The sequence below is a fragment of the Myroides sp. C15-4 genome (genome assembly GCF_050522745.1).
Taxonomy (GTDB): Bacteria; Bacteroidota; Bacteroidia; order Flavobacteriales; family Flavobacteriaceae; genus Flavobacterium.
In genome coordinates this window covers 18,454-37,810 of record NZ_JBMVQX010000031.1, presented here as the reverse complement: position 1 = coordinate 37,810, position 19,357 = coordinate 18,454, and the positions used below count along the sequence as shown (strand labels likewise).

Below are 19,357 nucleotides of genomic sequence, written 5' to 3'. Positions count from 1 at the left end.
GCCCTAAAAATTAGGGCTTTGTTATAGCTAAAAGTTTTACTTTGTCTGTATAGTTTACTATTTTGATTGTAATAGGGTCATTGTTGGCAGTTCGCCCACTAATTACGTAGAGTTTGCCTTCTTCGAAATCAACATTGCTCTTGTCGAAATCTACTTTACCATATTGTAAAGATTTTCGAATATCTTCTTCAACAACCCAGCCTTCTTTGAATACGGTTTCAGCATCAGCGCTATATTGAACGGGCTTGCTTCTCAAATCTTTTAAAACTCTACAATTGGGTAAATAACAAAACTCCGTTTTCTTTTCTCCAAAAAAGTAAAATAAAAACATACAGCCAATCAGTAGGCCAAACAAGTAATACGCAAGTCGTTGTATAAAGCTCATTTTTTTAAAATTTGTACAAAAGTAGCAATATAGCTTTGTAAAACTAAATAATTGGCAAAAAATTAGAAAGCAAAAAGTCGAATGTCTTTATAGTCGAGATTAAACCAATCAGCAACCACTTTATTGGTGATTAAACCTTTATAGGTGTAAATCCCTGATTTGAGTATATTATCAGTAAAAACAGTGCCTTCTAAGCTGCCATTGTCTGCAAAATCCAACAAAAAGGGCGTAATGACATTGCTAATCGCCATGGAAGCTGTTTTGCAATAGCGCGAGGTAATATTCGGCACGCCATAATGGATGACTTCGTATTTTCTTTTGATAGGATGTTCATGCGTGGTTAATTCGGAAGTTTCAAAACATCCTCCATTATCAATAGCCACATCAATGATAACCGCATCCTTTTTCATGCTCTCTACCATGGTTTGCGTTACGACAATGGGCGATCGATTTTTACCGCGTATAGCTCCAATCACCACATCACAACGCATCAAGGCTTTCAACAAAATTTTGTCTTGAATGGTTGATGTAGAAACAGGAAAGGGGAGGTTGTTCTGTAAACGTCTTAACTTCTGGATAGAATTGTCAAAAAGACGTACATTCGCACCCATGCTAATCGCTGTTTTAGCGGCGTATTCAGCAACAATTCCCGCTCCTAAAATAACTACTTCTGTCGGAACAACACCTGTGATATTACCCATTAAAAGTCCTTTGCCATTATTCGTGGTCGTCATTAATTCCGACGCAATTTGTATGGAAGCAATTCCCGCAATTTCACTTAAAATACTCGTAGCTGGAAAAGAACCGTTTTTATCTTGAATAAATTCAAACCCAATAGCCGAAATCTTTTTCTTTGCCAAGGCTTTAAAATAGGAGGGATCTAAGGTTTTTAACTGAATAGTTGACCATAAGACACTATGTGGAGTCATGTGCTTAATTTCCTCAAGCGTCGGTGGAACTACCTTAACAACAATGGGACAACCCAATACTTTTTTTGTATCTGTTGTAAGTTCAGCCCCTGCTTTGCTGTATTCTAAATCACTATAACTAGCAGCTTCGCCAGCTCCTTTTTCTATTAATACGCGATGTCCATAAGCATGTAAGGTTTGCACAGCTTCTGGTGTAATACAGATGCGTTTCTCCAGGGTGAAATTCTCTTTGGGAACCCCAATGAATAATTCTCCTTTACGTGGCTCAACCAACAGACACTCTTCTTGAGGTAGTAGTGCTTTTTTAGAAAAAGGATATAATTTAGCCATACATTACATTTTAAGCATTGGTGATAATTAATTTTCTAACCTGTGTGTCCACCAGATCAATCTGAATGGTACTGTGTTGATCGGGAATTAAATTAGGTGTCTTATCTGGCCATTCGATAAAACACCAGTTTCCACTATCTAAATATTCCTCAAAACCAAAGTCATAAGCCTCTTCTTCTTCCGTTAAACGATACAGGTCAAAATGATACAATGAGGCTGTTGATTCAGGTATTTGATAGGCATTAACAATAGAAAACGTCGGACTACTCGTCATTTCCGTGATCTGTAATTGCTTAGCCAATGCTTTGATAAAGGTCGTTTTTCCAGCACCCATAGGCGCCTGAAGCAACACAATTTTATGAGCGAGTAACGGCAATACCGCTGCTGCTATTTGGTCAATTTCGTCAAGTTGATACGTAAATTCCATTTATTTTGGATTTAAAATGATAAAGGGAACGATCATTTCTTCCAGGGAAATCCCACCGTGTTGATAGGTATTTCTAAAATAAGATACATAGTGATTGTAATTATTTTGATAGGCCAAGAAGCAATCATTCTTTGCAAAAATAAAGGAACTACTTAGATTTATGGCGGGAAGCTGTATCTTTTTTGGATCTTTTACTACATAGACATCCTTTTTTTCAAAAGTTAAACTTTTCCCTGTTTTATAACGGAGATTTAAACTCGTATTCTTATCGCCAATCACTTTAGAAGGCGTATTGCAGTTTATGGTTCCGTGATCTGTGGTGATAATTAATTTGAAGCCTGCTTGTTGTGCTTGTTGAATCACATCGAGCAAGGTCGAATTTTTAAACCAGCTGGTCGTCAACGAACGATAGGCCTTGTCATTGGAAGCCAATTCTTTAATTACTTCCATTTCTGTTTTGGCATGAGATAACATATCAACAAAATTGTAGACAATGGTAATCAGTTGGTTGTGTTTAATCGCATTAAAATTATCGACTAATTTTCGCCCATCTTTTTGCCCAACAATTTTAAAATACTCATTGGGTACTGTTAAGCGCAAGCGTTGTAATTGCGCTTGTAAAAAATCGTTTTCATGTAAATTTTTCCCACCATCTTCAATGTCATTTTTCCACCAATTGGGATGCATTTGCTCCATTTGTAAAGGTGTTAAACCCGAAAAAATTGCATTTCTTGCATATTGCGTGGTGGTAGGTAAAATGGAGAAAAACGAGTGTTCACTTTCTATTTTATAGTAGTTGGACACAATAGGCTCAAAAGATCGCCATTGATCATAGCGCATATTATCAATGACGAGGAAGAGAATTTTATTGTTCTCCTTTTTTAATTCAGGAACCACCCATTTTTTGAATATTTCATGCGAAAAAGTCGGTCGATCAGCCGTTGAGTTGATCCATGTTTCGTATTTTTTCTCTATAAATTTGCCAAATAAGCTATTGGCTTCACTCTTTTGTCCTTCTAAGATGTTGATTAAATTTTGATCCTCAATATCCTCTAGTTTAGTCTCCCAAAACAAGAGTTTTCGGTAGAGGGAAATCCAATCCTCATAGGTGTCAATTGCCATTAAGTCCATCGCAATAGTGCGGAATTCTTTCTGGTAACTCAATGAAGATTTTTCAGAAACAAGGCGTGAATCGTCTAAAATCTTTTTCAAACACAGCAGAATCTGATTGGGGTTTACCGGTTTGATCAAATAATCTGCGATTTTGGCACCAATCGCTTCCTCCATGATGTATTCTTCTTCACTTTTGGTGATCATCACAATAGGAAGACTATTCTTAATGCTTTTGATCTCATTTAGCGTTTCTAATCCTGTTAATCCAGGCATATTTTCATCGAGAAAAACAATGTCATAAGGATGTTGATTCACTAAATCTATCGCATCAGCCCCATTGGTAGCTGTTGAAACGGCATAGCCTTTTTTTTCTAAGAAGATAATATGAGGTTTTAATAAATCAATTTCATCATCAACCCAAAGTATATTAATTGCATTCATATAATAAAGTTTCAAATATTTAAAATTAATTACACCTAGTCGTCTTACTTTTTTTAGAAAGTTTACACATTATCATGTAAAGAATATAAATAATATACATAAATATAAGGAGTAAATTTTGTATTCCAATTTAGGAAGCGATATTTTTGTTGCTATATTAAGAAGATCATGTATTATTCGTTTATTATACCTGTTTACAATCGACCAGATGAAACGGATGAATTGTTGGCTAGTTTAGCTAAGCAAACTTTTCAAGGTGCTTTCGAAGTGGTAATTGTAGAAGATGGATCGGTTATTGATTCGCGATTTGTTGTGGAGAAATATCAAGATCAATTGGATATTGCCTATTATTATAAAAGTAATTCAGGCCCAGGAGATTCCAGAAACTATGGGATGCGAAAGGCAAAAGGCGATTATTACATCATCTTAGATTCCGATTGTATCATTCCCGAAGGATATTTAGCAACAGTAGATCGCTATTTGCAAGAAAGCTATGTCGATTGTTTTGGTGGACCTGATGAAGCTTTACCTAGTTTTACACCCGTACAAAAAGCAATTAACTTTTCGATGACATCATTCTTAACTACAGGAGGTATTCGAGGAGGTTCTGAACGACTGAGTAAATTTCAGCCCCGTAGTTTTAATATGGGAATTTCAAAAAAAGCATTCGAAGCATCTGGTGGTTTTGGTAAAATACACCCAGGAGAAGATCCTGATTTAACCATCCGACTCTGGAACTTAGGTTTTGATACTCAACTTTTTCCGAAAGCATATGTGTACCATAAACGCAGAATTGATTGGAAAAAGTTCTATACGCAAGTCAATAAGTTTGGAAAAGCTAGGCCTATTCTCAATCAGCGTTATCCTATATATGCTAAAATGACGTATTGGTTTCCCAGTTTGTTTTTGATAGGGCTTTTTATAAGTCTTTTACTCCTGTTTGTGGGATTATATTCATTTTTTTCTCTTTATTTATTGTATTTTTTCTTGATATTTATAATATCTTTGTTAAAAGAGAAGAGTTTTAAGGTTTCATTTTTATCAATTTGTGCAGTTTTAGTACAGTTTTATGGCTACGGCACGGGATTTGTAAAGTCAAACTATATCTTGCATGTGTTGAAAAATCAGCCCGAAATAGGGATGCCCGAAATGTTTTTTAAATAGGAAAAGAATGAGTATCGTTGTTGGTTTAACAGGAGGAATTGGTAGTGGTAAAACTACGGTTGCAAAATTGTTTGAAAAACAAGGCATTCCCATTTATATTGCCGATGAAAGAGCACGAGCTATCATGGATAGACCTGATGTAGTAGAAGCTGTACAACAAATCTTTACAACCTCCGTTATTACGGAACAGGGCTTGCTTGATCGAGCGAAAATTAAACAAGTAGTCTTTGATCAAAAAGAGTTGTTGGAACAGTTAAATCAAGTGGTTCACCCCCGTGTAAAAGAAGACTTTGAGCATTGGTTAGAAACAAATAAAGACGCACCTATTGTAATGAAGGAAAGTGCGATTTTGTTTGAAAATGGATTGGAAAAAAGTTGTGATTTAATTGTGCTAGTGGTTGCGCCAGAAGAAGTTAGAATTCAAAGGGTCATGGCTCGAGATGGAGTCTCAAAAGAACAAGTACGAAAAATTATAAATAATCAAATGAAAGACGAAGAAAAGGTAGGAAGAAGTCAATATATAATTGAAAATAATAACAAAAAATCAATTGAAAGTGATATTATTTCGATAATACGTGACATTAATTTAAAAAATCATTTAATTTAATCGGTTAATTTTATGTTAACTACTAGGGAATATATATTTTTAATCATAATTTTGAATTGCGATGAATAAATTACGATTTAGGATACTTGTCGGTATAATGAGTTTTTCATTGATTGGAATCATCATCGTACAATTATATTGGATTGTTAGTTCGTATAATAATAATGAAGAACAGTTCAAGTATCATGTCCAACAAGTGATTGGAAACGTTTCAAATTCTATTGAACAAAATGAAGCAATGGAATTTTACAAAATGTACAATACAATTGTGGATAGTATTGGCGAACCGCCAAAGCAAAGTGAATTAAAAGAGATCGTTATTTACCAACGCAATCCAATAACCAATGAGTCAGTATTTTATTCTAATACATTGATTCTTGAAGATTTTAATTTGCGAAGTTCGTTCTTTGACAAGAGAGCCGATAGTACAAATATTAAAAGTTTTGTAGCTAGGCGAAAAACCGAGATCCACAAAGGAAATTCCTTTGATCGAGGAAGTGATAATTTACATCAAAATTATCCTGATGAAGTAATTGAAAAATCAGGAAATTTAGACGTTTTGGACAAAGCACAGTTTGAGATTTATTTCAAAGACATCGTAGCGCTAAAACGAGTAGATGAGCGTATTTCGAAAGAAAAGCTCAATGAATTATTACAAAATGAGCTACATCAATATGGAGTAAATGCCAAGTTTGAATTTGGTGTTTACAACAAAGGGTTGGCTACTAAAATTAAGTCGGATGAATTCGAATATAGCGAAGGTTCCACTTATGGTGTGCCAATTTTAAAAAATAATGACGGAAAAAGTAAGTATCATTTGTATGTAACTTTTCCAGAGAAGAGCAAATATTTATTCTCTTCGTTAATTGGAATTACATTTTTGTCTATCTTATTCACAGTTGTTATTATTGCTGCGTATTTAAATGCGATCAATCAGTTGATTAAACAAAAACAGATTTCAGAAATGAAAACAGATTTTATCAACAATATGACGCATGAGTTCAAAACGCCAATAGCAACAATTAACCTGGCATTAGATGCGATAAAGAATCCCAAGGTAATCGGAAAACCCGAAATGGTTGAGCGGTACCTGAATATGATTCGGGAAGAAAATAAACGCATGCATGCACAAGTGGAAAATGTGCTTCGAATTTCCAAGCTCGAAAAGAAAGAGTTTGAAGCAGATAAAGAAGCGGTGGATATTCATGAAGTTATCGAATCTGCAGTAGATCACGTTAGTTTGATCATACAAGACCGAGGAGGTGAAATTAACCTACATCTTGATGCAAGAAGATCCGATATATTAGGAAATGAATTCCATCTGACCAGTGTAATGGTCAATATGTTAGACAACGCCATAAAATACTCGAAAGAAAGACCTATTATCGATGTCTATACCGAAAATATCAAAGATTTTATCTTGATAAAAGTAGTAGACCAAGGAGTAGGGATGAGTAAAAATGCACAAAAGAGAATTTTTGATAAATTCTATCGTGAGCATACAGGTGATTTACACGATGTAAAAGGACATGGATTAGGGTTGGCTTACGTACAACAAATCGTAGAAGACCACAATGCACAGGTATATGTTGAAAGTGAAAAAGGTAAGGGAAGTACGTTCATTATTAAAATGCCATTAATAAATTAATCAATATATATATGGAAACAACAAACAACAAAAAGATTCTATTAGTCGAGGACGATCCAAACTTTGGAGCGATCTTGAAAGATTACTTAGCAATTAATGACTTTGAAGTCACTTTAGCTAAGAATGGAATGGAAGGATTTGAAAAGTTCAAACGCGATACTTTCGATCTTTGTATTCTAGATGTGATGATGCCTTACAAAGATGGATTTACTTTAGCCAAGGAGATCCGTGACAAGAACAAGGAAGTGCCTATTATTTTCTTAACTGCAAAATCGATGAAAGAGGATGTATTAAGAGGATACAAAGTAGGAGCTGACGATTACTTAAACAAACCTTTTGATTCAGAAGTGTTGTTGATGAAAATCAAAGCAATCATTCACAGAAAAACATCTGAAGTAAAAACAGATAACACAAAATTTGAATTCCAAATCGGTAAATTTCATTTGAATTCTAAATTGAGATTCTTAACTTTCCAAGATCAAGAACCAATTAAGTTGTCCCCAAAAGAAAATGAATTACTGAAATTATTGGCAATTTACGAAAATGATTTAATGCCAAGAGAAGTTGCTTTAACGAAAATATGGAGAGATGATAACTATTTTACTTCTCGTAGTATGGACGTTTATATTGCAAAATTGAGAAAGTATTTAAAATTAGACGAAGCGGTTGAAATTTTAAATATCCACGGAGAAGGATTCCGTTTGGTAGTAAAAGGTGAAGGTGAAGAGTAATCTTCGCTACAAACATAAAAGGGAGTAAGATCTAATTCTTACTCCCTTTTTTTATTTGTTGTTTTTTTGCTCTTTGCTTTTTGCTCTTTGCTGTTTGTGATGATATTCATTCTTATTTAGATGATTTTCCCTACGTTTCAGTGTATCTCACTTCGTTACTATTTTGTTTTGGTATTTGATGAACCTACACTTCGTTACGGTTGGTTTGATTTTCACTTCATAAGAAAATCTTCTTTTTCAATTAGATGTAATGAATCAAAAGCCGAAAGCCGAAAGATAGTTTTTTTGTGTTTTGTTTTTTGCTCTTTGCTTTTTGTTTGCTTTTCTCGTCATAAGAGAATCTTTTTTCAACTAGATGTAATGAACCAAAAGCCGAAAGCCGAAAAACAGTTTTTTTGTTTTTTATTTCACTTAGTTACTATTTTATTTTGGTGTTCAATGAATATATCTCACTGATTTTATATTTTGTTTTAGTGTTCGATGAATCTCCACTTCGTTCCGATTTTCGCAAGGCTTCGATGTATCTCACCCAGTTACTATTTTGTTTTGGTGTTCGATGAGCCTTCAATTTATTCTTTGTGTAGCATTCTCATCGCCTCATCATCCATTCACCAATCACTCATTTCTTCTTCGGACTGATAATCTTCACGTCCTGAAAGGCAATAGCACCGCGAATCACACTCAATATCGTATCGTATAGGGCTTGAATAATTTGGAGTTTTAAGTCGTTTGAGGTGTGAATTAAACTAATTTCTCTTGCGGGTTGTGGCGACTCAAAAGGCAGGAGGTTTTTTTGATCCTCTTTAGTAAGTTGAAGTGTGTGGAGGTAGGGCAATAGGGTGTACCCTAAGCCTTCTTTAGAAAGCTGTATTAATGTTTCGAAACTACCACTTTCTAAAGAAAATGGGCGATCAGCATCTGTACTTTTGTTTTTACAGATGTTGATAATACCATCTCTAAAACAGTGTCCGTCTTGTAGGAGTAATAGTTTTTTTAGATCAAGCTGGTTGGTTGTAATCTTATCGCCAAATTCACTTTGTAGTGGTTGGGGAATATAACCGACAAAGGGCTCGTAATAGAGTACTTTTTCGCGTATATCTTCTAGTTCTAAAGGAGTGGCTACAATGGCAGCATCTAGATATCCTCCTTTCAGTCTGGTGATAATTTCTTCGGTGGTATACTCTTCGATAATCAGGTGTACTTTCGGAAATTTATTCACAAACGTTTTAATAAACATGGGTAATAGGGTAGGTGTAACTGTGGGAATAATGCCCAGTTTAAATTCACCGCCAATAAAGCCCTTTTCTTGGTCAATGATATCTTTAATTCGATTGGATTCATTGACAATTTTATGTGCTTGCTGAATAATTACGTCGCCAATAGCCGTTAGTTGAATAGGCTTTGTGGTACGGTCAAAAATTTGAACGCCCAGTTCCTCTTCTAATTTTTGAATTTGCATACTCAAGGTTGGTTGAGTTACAAAAGATTTTTCCGCAGCAAGGGTAAAGTTTTTGTGCTCTGCAACCGCTAAGGCGTATAATAATTGCGTAATGGTCATAGCTTGAATAATATAAGGTAAAATGTGTATCCAAGATACAAATTTAATCCTCTATCTTCTCCAATTCTTGGTAATTTTTCATTAATCGTTTAATCAAAATTCCATAAACCACGCGGTAGTAAAGCCAGATAATACCGAAAAAGACCAAAAATAAGAGCATAAATATACCCGTAACAAAGCCGTAGTATTTCCATCCATGTGTGGGATCGGTATCCATACTCAAAACGCTGAACATAGCGAAGAGTGATAGCACGGAGATGATCGAAATATTAATGACAATATAATAATTGACCATTTTTTTGGTCTGAAGAATTTGTTTCATCAAGTTTTTAGTGTTATCAGCCACGCAAATTTTGCGGTATTTGATATAAAACAGAATAATAAAAACAAGTGAAACGAAACCGCTGATGTAGTCTATATTATTAACGGTCCAATCAAAAAATAAATTGGTTGTCGCTTTTAGATCATTGTCTTCATTAAAAAGAAAAAAGCTTGCCAGATTTAGACAAAGGAATTCGATGACGCTAATAATGAATATCCACATGACGATGGAAGATGATTTTTTGTGAATCATCCCCGTGATTTCGTCTTTTGAAATCTTTGGAAAGTTTTGGCTCGCGTTCCAATGCTTTTTTAATAAATCAAGTTCATTCATGGTATCGTGGATCCTTACGGATTTAGTATTTTTTTTAATTTGCTTTTAATTCGATTCATCTTTACCCGTGCATTGATTTCACTAATTCCCAGTGTACCTGCAATCTCTTCGTAGGTTTTGTTTTCTAGGTACATGAAAACTAATGCTTTGTCAATATCATTGAGCTGATGAAGTGCTCGGTACATTAATTTGAGCTGTTGCTCTTCTTCTTCGTTGTACTCTTGATATTGAAAATGATGGATTACAGGATCATAACTCGTCGTGTTGATTTGCCTGCTTTTCTTTCGAAATAGAGAAATGGCTGTATTCAGTCCAATTCTATAAGCCCAAGTTGTAAATTTTGATTCCCCTCTAAAGCTGGGGTATGCTTTCCATAGCTGAATGGAGATTTCTTGAAACAAATCTTTATGAGCTGATTCCTCATCTGTATAGAGCCGACAAATTTTGTGGATGAGATTTTGATGCTCTTCCAAAAGGTTAACAAACTCTAACTCAAGACTTTTTTGTTTCATATTACAATTAGATGCCTAACTATGATAATTGTTACATTTTTAGGAAAAGTTTTTTTTTAATTTCATTTCCAAGATAGCGATTTCAACGCTAAAAACGCACATTTTAGAACAAATGTACCAAGCGCTAATTTATACTCATTCTGTATTGTTTTAAATTATTGTAAAATTGATTAATTTTCTGATAAATATTTAGAATAATTACTAATTTTAGTATTAATTAAGTGTGATTATGCGTATGGATTTTAAAATACTGTCTATTTGTTTTACAAATAAAGATAAAAAAGACAAGTAAAATTATTTTTTGGTACTATTTATGTGGTTCTTATTATCGTTCCATAGGATGAAATTAGATGCTCCTTTATAAATTAATTATTAAAACAAAAATAAGATGAATACACTCTCAAGAAAGATTGTAATGGCAGGAACAGGGTTGTTTCTGTGTTTCTTTTTACTGATTCACTTTTTAGGGAACACCCAGTTGTTTCTAGAACCCGAGCACGCCCAGCAAAGCTTCAATGCTTATTCCCATTTTTTAACCGGTAATCCGCTAGTGAAAGCAGTGTCTTATGTGCTCTACTTGTCTATTATAGGACATGCAATTTACGCCTTGATCATTACCTCAAAAAACCAAAAAGCGGGCGGTACTTACAAACGCGACAGAAGAGGTAGAGCCAGCAAATGGTATAGCCGAAATATGGGGGTTTTAGGTGTGATCATTTTAATCTTCCTGGTGCTTCATTTTCAAAATTTTTGGTATGTCTATAAATTTGGAACCATCGGTTTAGACGCCAATGGCAATAAAGATTTATACACCGTGGTCGTAACGGCCTTTCAAGAGTTATGGCTGGTGGTAGTCTATGTTATTGCTATGATAGCCCTTGCTTATCACCTGATTCACGGAATTACCAGTGGCGTGAGAACACTGGGGTTATTTCATCCGAAATACGTCCGTTGGATTAACGTATTCGGTGTTGCCTATGCCGTTATTCTTTGTGTAGGATTCGCTTTGATGCCCATTTATATTTATATCACCCATTAATACAAGCTTGTTATGAAATTAGACGCAAAAATTCCTGGAGGACCATTAGAAGAAAAATGGTTTAACTACAAAAAAAATGCTCGTTTGGTCAATCCAGCAAACAGAAAAAAACTGGATGTCATTGTAATTGGAACGGGATTAGCTGGTAGTTCAGTAGCAGCTTCTTTAGGTGAAATGGGATATAATGTCAAATCGTTTTGTTTTCAAGATACACCGCGTCGTGCGCATTCTGTAGCGGCACAAGGGGGAGTGAATGCTGCCAAAAACTACAAAAACGATGGGGACAGTATTTACCGCATGTTCGTTGATACGTTAAAAGGAGGTGACTTCAGAGCTAGAGAGGCCAATGTGTACCGCTTAGCCGAATGTTCAGTTAATTTAATCGATCAAGCTGTAGCACAAGGAGTTCCTTTTGGTAGAGAATACGGCGGATACTTGAATAACAGATCCTTTGGTGGGGTGCAGGTGAGTCGTACCTTTTACGCTCGAGGGCAAACGGGACAACAGTTGTTGCTGGGAACGTATCAAGCACTGATGCGTCAGGTGAGTAAGAAGACTGTAGCTTTATTCTCTTCGCATGAAATGTTGGATCTGGTGGTGATCGATGGAAAAGCAAGAGGTGTAATTGTGCGAAACTTAGAAACAGGGGAAATTGAAAGACATGCCGCTCATGCTGTTGTACTCGCAACAGGAGGGTTTGGTAAAATATATTATTTGTCCACCTTAGCGATGGGGTGTAATGGTTCTGCCATTTGGCGTGCACATAAAAAAGGAGCGTTTTTTGCTTCACCAAGTTGGACACAAATTCACCCAACGTCTTTACCTCAATCGGGTGATTATCAGTCGAAGTTAACGCTAATGTCGGAATCGCTGCGTAATGACGGTCGTATCTGGGTACCGAAAAATCTAAATGAAACGAGATTCGCGAATGATATCCCAGAAGAAGAACGCGATTATTACTTAGAAAGACGCTATCCTGCATTTGGAAACTTAGCTCCACGTGATATTTCTTCTCGTGCAGCTAAAGAACGCATCGATGCTGGATATGGGGTAGGACCATTGAAAAATGCCGTTTATCTCGATTTCTCTAAGGCAATCAAAGAGCAAGGGCAAGCAAAAATTGCTGAAAAATACGGCAACTTATTTACCATGTATGAAAAAATTACAGGTACAAATGCTTATAAAGAACCCATGATGATTTCACCAGCAGCTCACTTCTCTATGGGGGGATTATGGGTAGATTATGAGTTAATGACAACTATTCCTGGGTTATTTGCTTTAGGTGAAGCCAATTTTGCTGATCACGGAGCTAACCGATTGGGAGCTAATTCACTTTTACAAGCTTCGGTAGATGGATACTTTATTGCACCTTATACGATTGCAAACTATTTAGCTGATCAAATTCGAGTTGGTAAAATCGAAACCGATCATCCAGAATTTGAAAAAGCAGAACAAGAAGTTAAGGACAAATTAGAAGGGCTTTTGAAAATCAATGGAAATAAAACAGTGGATTACTACCACAAAAAACTTGGCAAACTCTTGTACGATTACTGCGGTTTAGCCCGTACAAAAGAAGGTTTGACATTTGCTATTGATGAAATCAAAAAATTAAGAGCCGAATTTTATACCAACGTACACGTTCCCGGTACCAATGCAACGATTAATTCGGAGCTTGAAAAAGCAGGACGTGTGGCAGATTATCTAGAAATCGGAACTTTAATGTGCTATGATGCTTTAACCCGTGATGAATCTTGTGGGGCACACTTTAGAGAAGAATACCAAACAGAAGAAGGTGAGGCTGCTCGTAATGATGAGCAATTCCAGTTTATTTCTGCTTGGGAATGGCCAGGATCATTGGATCGAGAACCCATTTTGAATAAAGAAGAATTAACATTTGAATACGTAAAACCAACTATCCGTAGTTATAAATAATAGGGCTATGAAATTGAATCTTAAAATATGGAGACAAAAAGATCGCAAATCTGAAGGTAAACTCGTCGATTATGCGATAGATAATGTGAACACACATATGTCTTTTTTAGAAATGTTGGATACCTTAAATGAGCAATTAATTTCAAAAAAAGAAGACCCTATTGAATTTGATCACGATTGTAGAGAGGGAATTTGCGGACAATGTGGGGTGGTAATTAATGGAAATGCTCATGGCCCACTAGAAAATACAACGACATGTCAATTGCATATGCGAGAGTTTAAAGATGGCGAAACAATACTAATTGAGCCATTTAAAGCCGCTGGATTTCCTGTTAAAAAGGACTTGAAAGTGGATCGAAGTGCTTTTGATCGTATTATATCTGCTGGTGGATATGTATCCGTTAATACGGGACAAGCACCAGAAGCTAATACGATTCCTGTTTCGCATGAAACGGCAGAAGCCGCTTTTGATTCGGCAGCTTGTATTGGATGTGGTGCATGTGTGGCAACGTGTAAAAATGGTAGTGCTGCTTTGTTTACTTCTGCAAAAATTACACAATTAGCCTTGTTGCCTCAATCACAACAAGAAAGAAAAGAACGCGCTTTGCATATGATTGTGCAAATGGATGAAGAGGGATTTGGGCACTGCTCTAATACAGAAGCCTGTGAGGTAGAATGCCCACAGGGAATTTCTGTTTTAAACATTGCTCGTATGAATTATGAATACAATCGCGCTAGTTTTCTCAAGTTTAAAAAGAAGTAAAATGAAAGATAAAATTGGGGTGTTAAAAAGCCTATTCCTCTTGGGAATAGGCTTGTGTACTGGGGTAAATAGTTTGGCACAGGAACAGGGAATAGTACAAGATACCATTCGAGTATTTGAAGATAAAATTGTCTTAAATGATACTTCGCAAACGTATCCTCAATTTAAAGTAGGTGGTGTTTTTCAAGCGCGCTATTTGGATAATTTTAAACGAGGAGTAGATATTAATGGAATGCATTATGGTGATGGAGAGGGAACAAATAACTCTTTTGAAATTAGACGTATGCGCGTATCGATGAATGCAAAAGTAACAGAGAATCTAGAAGTAGTGGCTTTGGTGAATTTGGCAGATTTTAAATCAGATCCCAAAACGAAAGTATTGGAAAATGCTTATGCTAAGTACACGTTAAATCGCTATTTACAATTTACAGTAGGGCAGTTTAGGCCTTTGTTTGGAGTGGAGGAAACGTATCCAGTAGATGTTGTAAAATCGATCGATTATTCCAACTCCTATTATTTATTTGGCGATAATGGGTGGACAAGCTTCCAAATTGGCGCTGCGGTTACAGGTAGTGTCGATTTAGGGAAAATTCCCATGAGCTATGGTATTTCAGTGACCAATGGAAATGGAAAAAATAAAACAGATAATGATGATGGAAAGCACTACTCAAGCCGACTGTTATTTAATGTAGATCCCAAACACAAGATTAACGTGGGAGTTAGTGGTGGAGTTGGAGAAGTACAACGTCAAACCGTTTACGCTGTGGGAGCAGAAGCAACGGCTTTCTTTCCAATAAGTGACCGTTGGAGTATTGACTTTCAATTAGAAGCGAAACAAGGAACCAATCACTTTATTTTCTTTAATCAACCCGTTGATCAACGCATTGGTGATATGAAAGACTACTTGATGAAGAGTTTCTACGTTTTGCCTAATGTCCGTTATGAATTAGGGAAAAAACGCTTGCAAACTATCGAATTTGCTTGCCGTTATGAATATTTAGATGGTAGTGCACACCTCAATTCAAATGCAAGACAAACGTGGGTTCCTATGGTTAGTCTCGAATTCTTAAAGAATTATGGTGCTCGCTTACAAGTTGGGGTGCAAATAGACAATTTTAAGACCAGTGTTGAACAAACGAAGTCCTATAATTCTACTCTTGCCTTTATCCAATTTCAATGTCGATTACAATAATGAATAAAAGACTCCTTCAATGAAAGAAGTAAATTTAAAAAATTTTGGAATAACGGTAATCGTAGGCTTAATCTTGTGGTTTTGTCCAATTCCAACGGGTGTAACAACCGAAGCTTGGCATTTGTTTGCCATTTTTGTCAGTACTATTTTAGGGATTATCCTAAAAGCAGCTCCAATGGGAACTATGTGTATGATTGCTGTAGGACTCACTGCCTTTTTTCAATTACTAGCGCCTGGAAATGCAGGGAAATCCATCACACTGAGCTTACAGGGATTTGGAGATAAAGTAATTTGGTTAATCGGGATTTCTTTTTTTATTGCTCGTGGTTTTATCAAAACTGGATTGGGCAATCGAATTGCGTATTTGTTTATTCGCGCTTTTGGTAAAAGTACCTTGGGATTAGCGTATGGATTAGGTTTGGCCGATTTGGTATTGGCACCTGCCATTCCAAGTAATACGGCTCGTGGGGGAGGAATCATTTATCCTATTATGAAATCTATGGCAATGAACTTTGGTTCGGATCCATCAAAAGAAGAAACAAAGAAAAAAGTAGGGTCTTTCTTGACGCTGAATTGTTATTATCTCAATCTCATTACGTCAGCTATGTTCTTAACAGGAACAGCGAGTAATCCGATGTGTCAGAAATTTGCCGCCGATATGGGAATTAATATCAGTTGGATGAATTGGGCAATCGCAGGATTTATTCCAGGGGTTGTTGCATTTATTATCACGCCTTTGGTGTTGTATAAAATTTATCCACCTGAATTAAAAAAAACAGGAGATGCTCCTAAGATTGCAGCAGGAAAATTAAAAGAAATGGGGAAGTTAACCCTACCAGAAAAATTGATGTTACTCACCTTTTTTATCTTGCTTTTCTTGTGGATCACAGGAGATTTATTTACCATTGATGCCACAACAACAGCTTTTATTGGGCTGTCTATTCTCTTGTTAACCTCCGTGTTAACCTGGGAGGATGTCAAATCCGAAAAAGGAGCGTGGGATACCATTGTGTGGTTTGCTGTACTGGTTATGATGGCTAGTTCACTCAATACGCTTGGATTTATTGGATGGTTTAGCGATTTGATCAAGGTGCAAATGGGCGGGATCGATTGGCATTATGCTTATCCTTTACTGGTTGTCGTGTACTTTTTTAGCCACTATATCTTTGCCAGTGCAACCGCACACGTTGCAGCGATGTACGCTGCTTTATTGGGAGTGGGGATTTCGCTGGGTGTACCGCCAATGCTGTTGGCATTGAGCTTAGGTTTCATGGGGTCTATTTACGGTACCTTAACGCATTATGGACATGGTCCGGCACCCGTATTCTTTGGAAGTGGTTATGTAGAATTGAAGTCTTGGTGGATCTATGGGTTGACTATTGGACTTTTACTCTTGGCTATTTATTTAGTTGTGGGAACAACATGGATGAGTATTATTGGTTATTTTTAAATAAAAAAAAGTTATCTTTAAAGACCCTTTATTTTATGGAATAAAGGGTCTTTTTAGTCAGGTTGATCAATATGGAAGAAATTGTAATATTTTGGTTTAGAAGAGATCTTCGCTTGCACGATAATGTAGGCTTGTATCACGCTATACAATCCGGAAAAAAAGTACTACCTCTATTCATTTTTGATACGGCTATTTTGTCGCAGTTTCCCGTTAAAGACGACAAACGCGTGCAGTACTTTTATCAAGCACTAGAACAGCTAAATGCCGAGCTAAATACCTTGAATAGTCAAATGTGTTTTTTTTGCGATACTGTATTGCAAGTATTTGAAAAATTAACGACTACGTATTCGATTCAAGCGGTGTATACCAACGAAGATTACGAACCTTTAACTCGACAACGCGATGCGACCGTACAACACTTCTTAGCGGAGAAAAATATCGGTTTTTACGCATATAAAGATCAGGTTATTTTTCGTGCAGATGAATTGTTGAAGAGCGATCAAACACCCTATAAAGTATATACTCCTTATGCTAAATTATGGCGAAATACACTGACACAACAGCACGTACAAGCGTGGGAAATTCCGCTACAAGAGTCGTATTTTGTTGGAAAAACACAACATAATATGCCTAGTTTAGCTGATTTAGGTTATACAGCCGATAGCACATGGCAATATGAACCTCCCGTGTTTGATCGATCCATTATCCAAAATTATACAGCAAATCGCGATTACCCGGCCCTAGATGCAACAACGCATTTAGGAATAGCCATCCGATTCGGTACTGTTTCCATTCGCGCTTGTGTAGCACAAGCCTTGGTAGATAACGATACTTGGTTGAGTCAATTGATTTGGCGGGAGTTCTTTACGGCGATCTTGTATCATTATCCGCATTCCGCTCGTTTGTGTTTTAAAAAAGAATACGAAAAGATTGCATGGCGAAATGACGAAAGTGAATTTGAGAAATGGTGTAAAGGGGAAACTGGATATCCTTTGGTTGATGCAGGCATGCGTGAATTGAATGAAACAGGATATATGCATAATCGCGTACGCATGGTTGTGGCAAGCTTTTTGGTAAAACACTTGTTGATCGATTGGCGCTGGGGAGAAGCGTATTTTGCTCAAAAGCTCAACGATTACGATTTGGCTTTAAATGTGGGAAACTGGCAATGGGCAGCAGGATGTGGTTGTGATGCAGCTCCGTACTTTCGGATTTTTAATCCCACTGAACAGCAAAAAAAGTTTGATAAAGAAGGACATTATATCAAGCGATGGATACCATTGGAACAAGAGCTACCTTATTGTGAGCCTATGGTCGATCACAAGTTGGCTAGAGAGCGAGCATTACGAGCATTTAAACAAGCATTGAAATAAAAAACACATAAAAACCTATATCTATGAAAAAATGGAAAATTTGGGTAGCTAATTTAGCTTTAGCAGCCTTTTTACTACCCGTTGCATCAGATGCCTATGCGTGTACCCGAGTGGTGTACAAAGGGCCTAATAATACCATAATTACTGCGCGATCAATGGACTGGAAAGATGAAATTGACCCGAATATTTGGGTTTTTCCAAGAGGAATAGAGCGCACAGGTGAAGTAGGGAAAGCCTCTGCCAAATGGAAGTCAAAATACGGAAGCGTTATTGTATCTGCTTTTGATATTGCGACAACAGATGGAATGAATGAAGAAGGACTTGTTGCTAATATTCTGTGGCTGGTTGAATCCCAATATCCCGATTATGATCCAAATGGAAAACAAAAGGGAATGAGTTTAGCGATCTGGGCACAGTATGTACTAGACAACTATGCAACTGTAGCTGAAGCAGTAGCGGATTTACAAAAAAATCCAGTGACTGTAGTTACTGCAAATACACCAGGGAGAACAACTTTAGCAACCGTTCACTTAACCATGTCAGACGCTAAAGGAGATAATGCCGTATTGGAGTATATCGATGGAAAATTGAAGATTTATCACGATCCTTCTTATACGGTAGTAACGAATTCACCAACTTATGACAAACAGTTGGCTATCCGTGATTATTGGGCATTTTTACCCGGAAATCAGGTATTGCCAGGAACAGGAAGATCAGAAGATCGCTTTGCCAGAGCGTCGTATTATGCAACGGCAGTAGATCAGAGTGATGATACCATGGTCGCTGTTGGATCAGCATTTAGTGTTATCCGCAACTGTTCTGTTCCTTATGGCGTACACATTGAAGGCTATCCTAACTTATCTTCAACCAAATGGAGAGCTGTTTCCGATCAGAAGAATTTAGTCTATTATTACGAAGATCCCTTGACTTTATCACCCTTGTGGTTGGATCTAAAAACACTAGATTTTGGTGAAAAAGCCGGTGTTAGAAAATTAGATGTTTCAAAAAGACAACAGTATTTCGGTTTGTCAAATGATCATTTAGTTGCTAGTAAACCCTTCCAATTTATGGGCGTTTAATGAGAAACTACCAAAATGTATACGAAGCA

The 19,357-nt window shown here is 36.6% G+C and carries 18 protein-coding genes; 11 read left to right on the top strand and 7 right to left on the bottom strand.

The genetic code is table 11. The features are described 5' to 3' along the window. Positions 1–10: 10 nt before the first annotated feature. From ACPDHL_RS12845 to ACPDHL_RS12830, 4 genes are all read right to left on the bottom strand, one after another. Positions 11–385: a DUF4258 domain-containing protein gene (locus ACPDHL_RS12845; RefSeq protein WP_430533157.1), complete on the bottom strand. Its 375-nt coding sequence runs from the start codon at positions 383–385 to the stop codon at positions 11–13. Positions 386–447: 62 nt separating this feature from the next. Further along, entirely contained in the window at positions 448–1,644 is a 1,197-nt protein-coding gene (locus ACPDHL_RS12840; RefSeq protein WP_430533156.1) for an alanine dehydrogenase, read from the bottom strand. 10 nt (positions 1,645–1,654) lie between these two features. Continuing rightward, positions 1,655–2,071 (bottom strand): tRNA (adenosine(37)-N6)-threonylcarbamoyltransferase complex ATPase subunit type 1 TsaE, encoded by a 417-nt coding sequence (gene tsaE, locus ACPDHL_RS12835; RefSeq protein ID WP_430533155.1) that lies wholly within the window; start codon positions 2,069–2,071, stop codon positions 1,655–1,657. After that, on the bottom strand, positions 2,072–3,625 hold the full coding sequence (locus ACPDHL_RS12830; RefSeq protein WP_430533154.1) for a PglZ domain-containing protein: 1,554 nt from the start codon (positions 3,623–3,625) through the stop codon (positions 2,072–2,074). Between the two features lie 168 nt (positions 3,626–3,793). Here ACPDHL_RS12830 and ACPDHL_RS12825 point away from each other — a divergent pair, with 168 nt between their 5' ends. The 4 genes from ACPDHL_RS12825 to ACPDHL_RS12810 all read left to right on the top strand — a co-directional run bounded on the left by ACPDHL_RS12825 (position 3,794) and on the right by ACPDHL_RS12810 (position 7,775). Beyond that, positions 3,794–4,789 carry a glycosyltransferase gene (locus ACPDHL_RS12825; RefSeq protein ID WP_430533153.1) on the top strand — a complete coding sequence of 332 codons (996 nt, stop codon included), beginning with the start codon at positions 3,794–3,796 and terminating at the stop codon, positions 4,787–4,789. Between the two features lie 7 nt (positions 4,790–4,796). After that, positions 4,797–5,396 (top strand): dephospho-CoA kinase, encoded by a 600-nt coding sequence (coaE, locus tag ACPDHL_RS12820; protein WP_430533152.1) that lies wholly within the window; start codon positions 4,797–4,799, stop codon positions 5,394–5,396. Between the two features lie 61 nt (positions 5,397–5,457). Further along, positions 5,458–7,044, top strand: a complete 1,587-nt coding sequence (locus ACPDHL_RS12815; protein ID WP_430533151.1) for a sensor histidine kinase — start codon at positions 5,458–5,460, stop codon at positions 7,042–7,044. A gap of 11 nt (positions 7,045–7,055) precedes the next feature. Next, positions 7,056–7,775, top strand: a complete 720-nt coding sequence (locus tag ACPDHL_RS12810; RefSeq protein ID WP_002986137.1) for a response regulator transcription factor — start codon at positions 7,056–7,058, stop codon at positions 7,773–7,775. A 619-nt stretch (positions 7,776–8,394) separates the two neighbouring features. On the opposite strand, the gene ACPDHL_RS12805 is transcribed toward ACPDHL_RS12810, so the two are convergent. The 3 genes from ACPDHL_RS12805 to ACPDHL_RS12795 are packed head-to-tail and all read right to left on the bottom strand — an operon-like array spanning position 8,395 to position 10,500. Further along, complete coding sequence (locus ACPDHL_RS12805) at positions 8,395–9,333, bottom strand: LysR family transcriptional regulator (protein WP_430533150.1); 939 nt, start codon at positions 9,331–9,333, stop codon at positions 8,395–8,397. 43 nt (positions 9,334–9,376) lie between these two features. Next, on the bottom strand, positions 9,377–9,988 hold the full coding sequence (locus tag ACPDHL_RS12800) for a hypothetical protein (RefSeq protein ID WP_430533149.1): 612 nt from the start codon (positions 9,986–9,988) through the stop codon (positions 9,377–9,379). Between the two features lie 14 nt (positions 9,989–10,002). Then, positions 10,003–10,500: an RNA polymerase sigma factor gene (locus ACPDHL_RS12795; RefSeq protein ID WP_430533148.1), complete on the bottom strand. Its 498-nt coding sequence runs from the start codon at positions 10,498–10,500 to the stop codon at positions 10,003–10,005. A 388-nt stretch (positions 10,501–10,888) separates the two neighbouring features. On the opposite strand from ACPDHL_RS12795, the gene ACPDHL_RS12790 reads away from it, so the two are divergent. From ACPDHL_RS12790 to ACPDHL_RS12760, 7 genes are all read left to right on the top strand, one after another. Then, positions 10,889–11,539 carry a succinate dehydrogenase cytochrome b subunit gene (locus ACPDHL_RS12790; protein ID WP_430533147.1) on the top strand — a complete coding sequence of 217 codons (651 nt, stop codon included), beginning with the start codon at positions 10,889–10,891 and terminating at the stop codon, positions 11,537–11,539. A 12-nt stretch (positions 11,540–11,551) separates the two neighbouring features. Continuing rightward, positions 11,552–13,471 carry a fumarate reductase/succinate dehydrogenase flavoprotein subunit gene (locus ACPDHL_RS12785; protein WP_430533146.1) on the top strand — a complete coding sequence of 640 codons (1,920 nt, stop codon included), beginning with the start codon at positions 11,552–11,554 and terminating at the stop codon, positions 13,469–13,471. Between the two features lie 7 nt (positions 13,472–13,478). Continuing rightward, positions 13,479–14,234: a succinate dehydrogenase/fumarate reductase iron-sulfur subunit gene (locus ACPDHL_RS12780; RefSeq protein WP_430533145.1), complete on the top strand. Its 756-nt coding sequence runs from the start codon at positions 13,479–13,481 to the stop codon at positions 14,232–14,234. Position 14,235: 1 nt separating this feature from the next. After that, a complete protein-coding gene (locus ACPDHL_RS12775; RefSeq protein WP_430533144.1) occupies positions 14,236–15,426 on the top strand; it encodes a porin in 1,191 nt (396 codons plus the stop codon). A 19-nt stretch (positions 15,427–15,445) separates the two neighbouring features. Beyond that, entirely contained in the window at positions 15,446–16,876 is a 1,431-nt protein-coding gene (locus tag ACPDHL_RS12770) for an anion permease (protein ID WP_430533143.1), read from the top strand. A gap of 71 nt (positions 16,877–16,947) precedes the next feature. Next, the gene (locus ACPDHL_RS12765; RefSeq protein WP_430533142.1) at positions 16,948–18,249 is read left to right on the top strand and encodes a cryptochrome/photolyase family protein; all 1,302 of its coding nucleotides are present in this window, start codon (positions 16,948–16,950) and stop codon (positions 18,247–18,249) included. Between the two features lie 23 nt (positions 18,250–18,272). Beyond that, entirely contained in the window at positions 18,273–19,328 is a 1,056-nt protein-coding gene (locus ACPDHL_RS12760) for a linear amide C-N hydrolase (protein WP_430533141.1), read from the top strand. The last annotated feature ends 29 nt before the right edge of the window (positions 19,329–19,357 follow it).

Bases quoted from the DNA above. Each gene is read 5' to 3' on its own strand.
- ACPDHL_RS12845 (WP_430533157.1), bottom strand. From the start codon at position 385: ATGAGCTTTATACAACGACTTGCGTATTACTTGTTTGGCCTACTGATT.
- ACPDHL_RS12840 (WP_430533156.1), bottom strand. From the start codon at position 1,644: ATGGCTAAATTATATCCTTTTTCTAAAAAAGCACTACTACCTCAAGAA.
- tsaE (WP_430533155.1), bottom strand. From the start codon at position 2,071: ATGGAATTTACGTATCAACTTGACGAAATTGACCAAATAGCAGCAGCG.
- ACPDHL_RS12830 (WP_430533154.1), bottom strand. From the start codon at position 3,625: ATGAATGCAATTAATATACTTTGGGTTGATGATGAAATTGATTTATTA.
- ACPDHL_RS12825 (WP_430533153.1), top strand. From the start codon at position 3,794: ATGTATTATTCGTTTATTATACCTGTTTACAATCGACCAGATGAAACG.
- coaE (WP_430533152.1), top strand. From the start codon at position 4,797: ATGAGTATCGTTGTTGGTTTAACAGGAGGAATTGGTAGTGGTAAAACT.
- ACPDHL_RS12815 (WP_430533151.1), top strand. From the start codon at position 5,458: ATGAATAAATTACGATTTAGGATACTTGTCGGTATAATGAGTTTTTCA.
- ACPDHL_RS12810 (WP_002986137.1), top strand. From the start codon at position 7,056: ATGGAAACAACAAACAACAAAAAGATTCTATTAGTCGAGGACGATCCA.
- ACPDHL_RS12805 (WP_430533150.1), bottom strand. From the start codon at position 9,333: ATGACCATTACGCAATTATTATACGCCTTAGCGGTTGCAGAGCACAAA.
- ACPDHL_RS12800 (WP_430533149.1), bottom strand. From the start codon at position 9,988: ATGAATGAACTTGATTTATTAAAAAAGCATTGGAACGCGAGCCAAAAC.
- ACPDHL_RS12795 (WP_430533148.1), bottom strand. From the start codon at position 10,500: ATGAAACAAAAAAGTCTTGAGTTAGAGTTTGTTAACCTTTTGGAAGAG.
- ACPDHL_RS12790 (WP_430533147.1), top strand. From the start codon at position 10,889: ATGAATACACTCTCAAGAAAGATTGTAATGGCAGGAACAGGGTTGTTT.
- ACPDHL_RS12785 (WP_430533146.1), top strand. From the start codon at position 11,552: ATGAAATTAGACGCAAAAATTCCTGGAGGACCATTAGAAGAAAAATGG.
- ACPDHL_RS12780 (WP_430533145.1), top strand. From the start codon at position 13,479: ATGAAATTGAATCTTAAAATATGGAGACAAAAAGATCGCAAATCTGAA.
- ACPDHL_RS12775 (WP_430533144.1), top strand. From the start codon at position 14,236: ATGAAAGATAAAATTGGGGTGTTAAAAAGCCTATTCCTCTTGGGAATA.
- ACPDHL_RS12770 (WP_430533143.1), top strand. From the start codon at position 15,446: ATGAAAGAAGTAAATTTAAAAAATTTTGGAATAACGGTAATCGTAGGC.
- ACPDHL_RS12765 (WP_430533142.1), top strand. From the start codon at position 16,948: ATGGAAGAAATTGTAATATTTTGGTTTAGAAGAGATCTTCGCTTGCAC.
- ACPDHL_RS12760 (WP_430533141.1), top strand. From the start codon at position 18,273: ATGAAAAAATGGAAAATTTGGGTAGCTAATTTAGCTTTAGCAGCCTTT.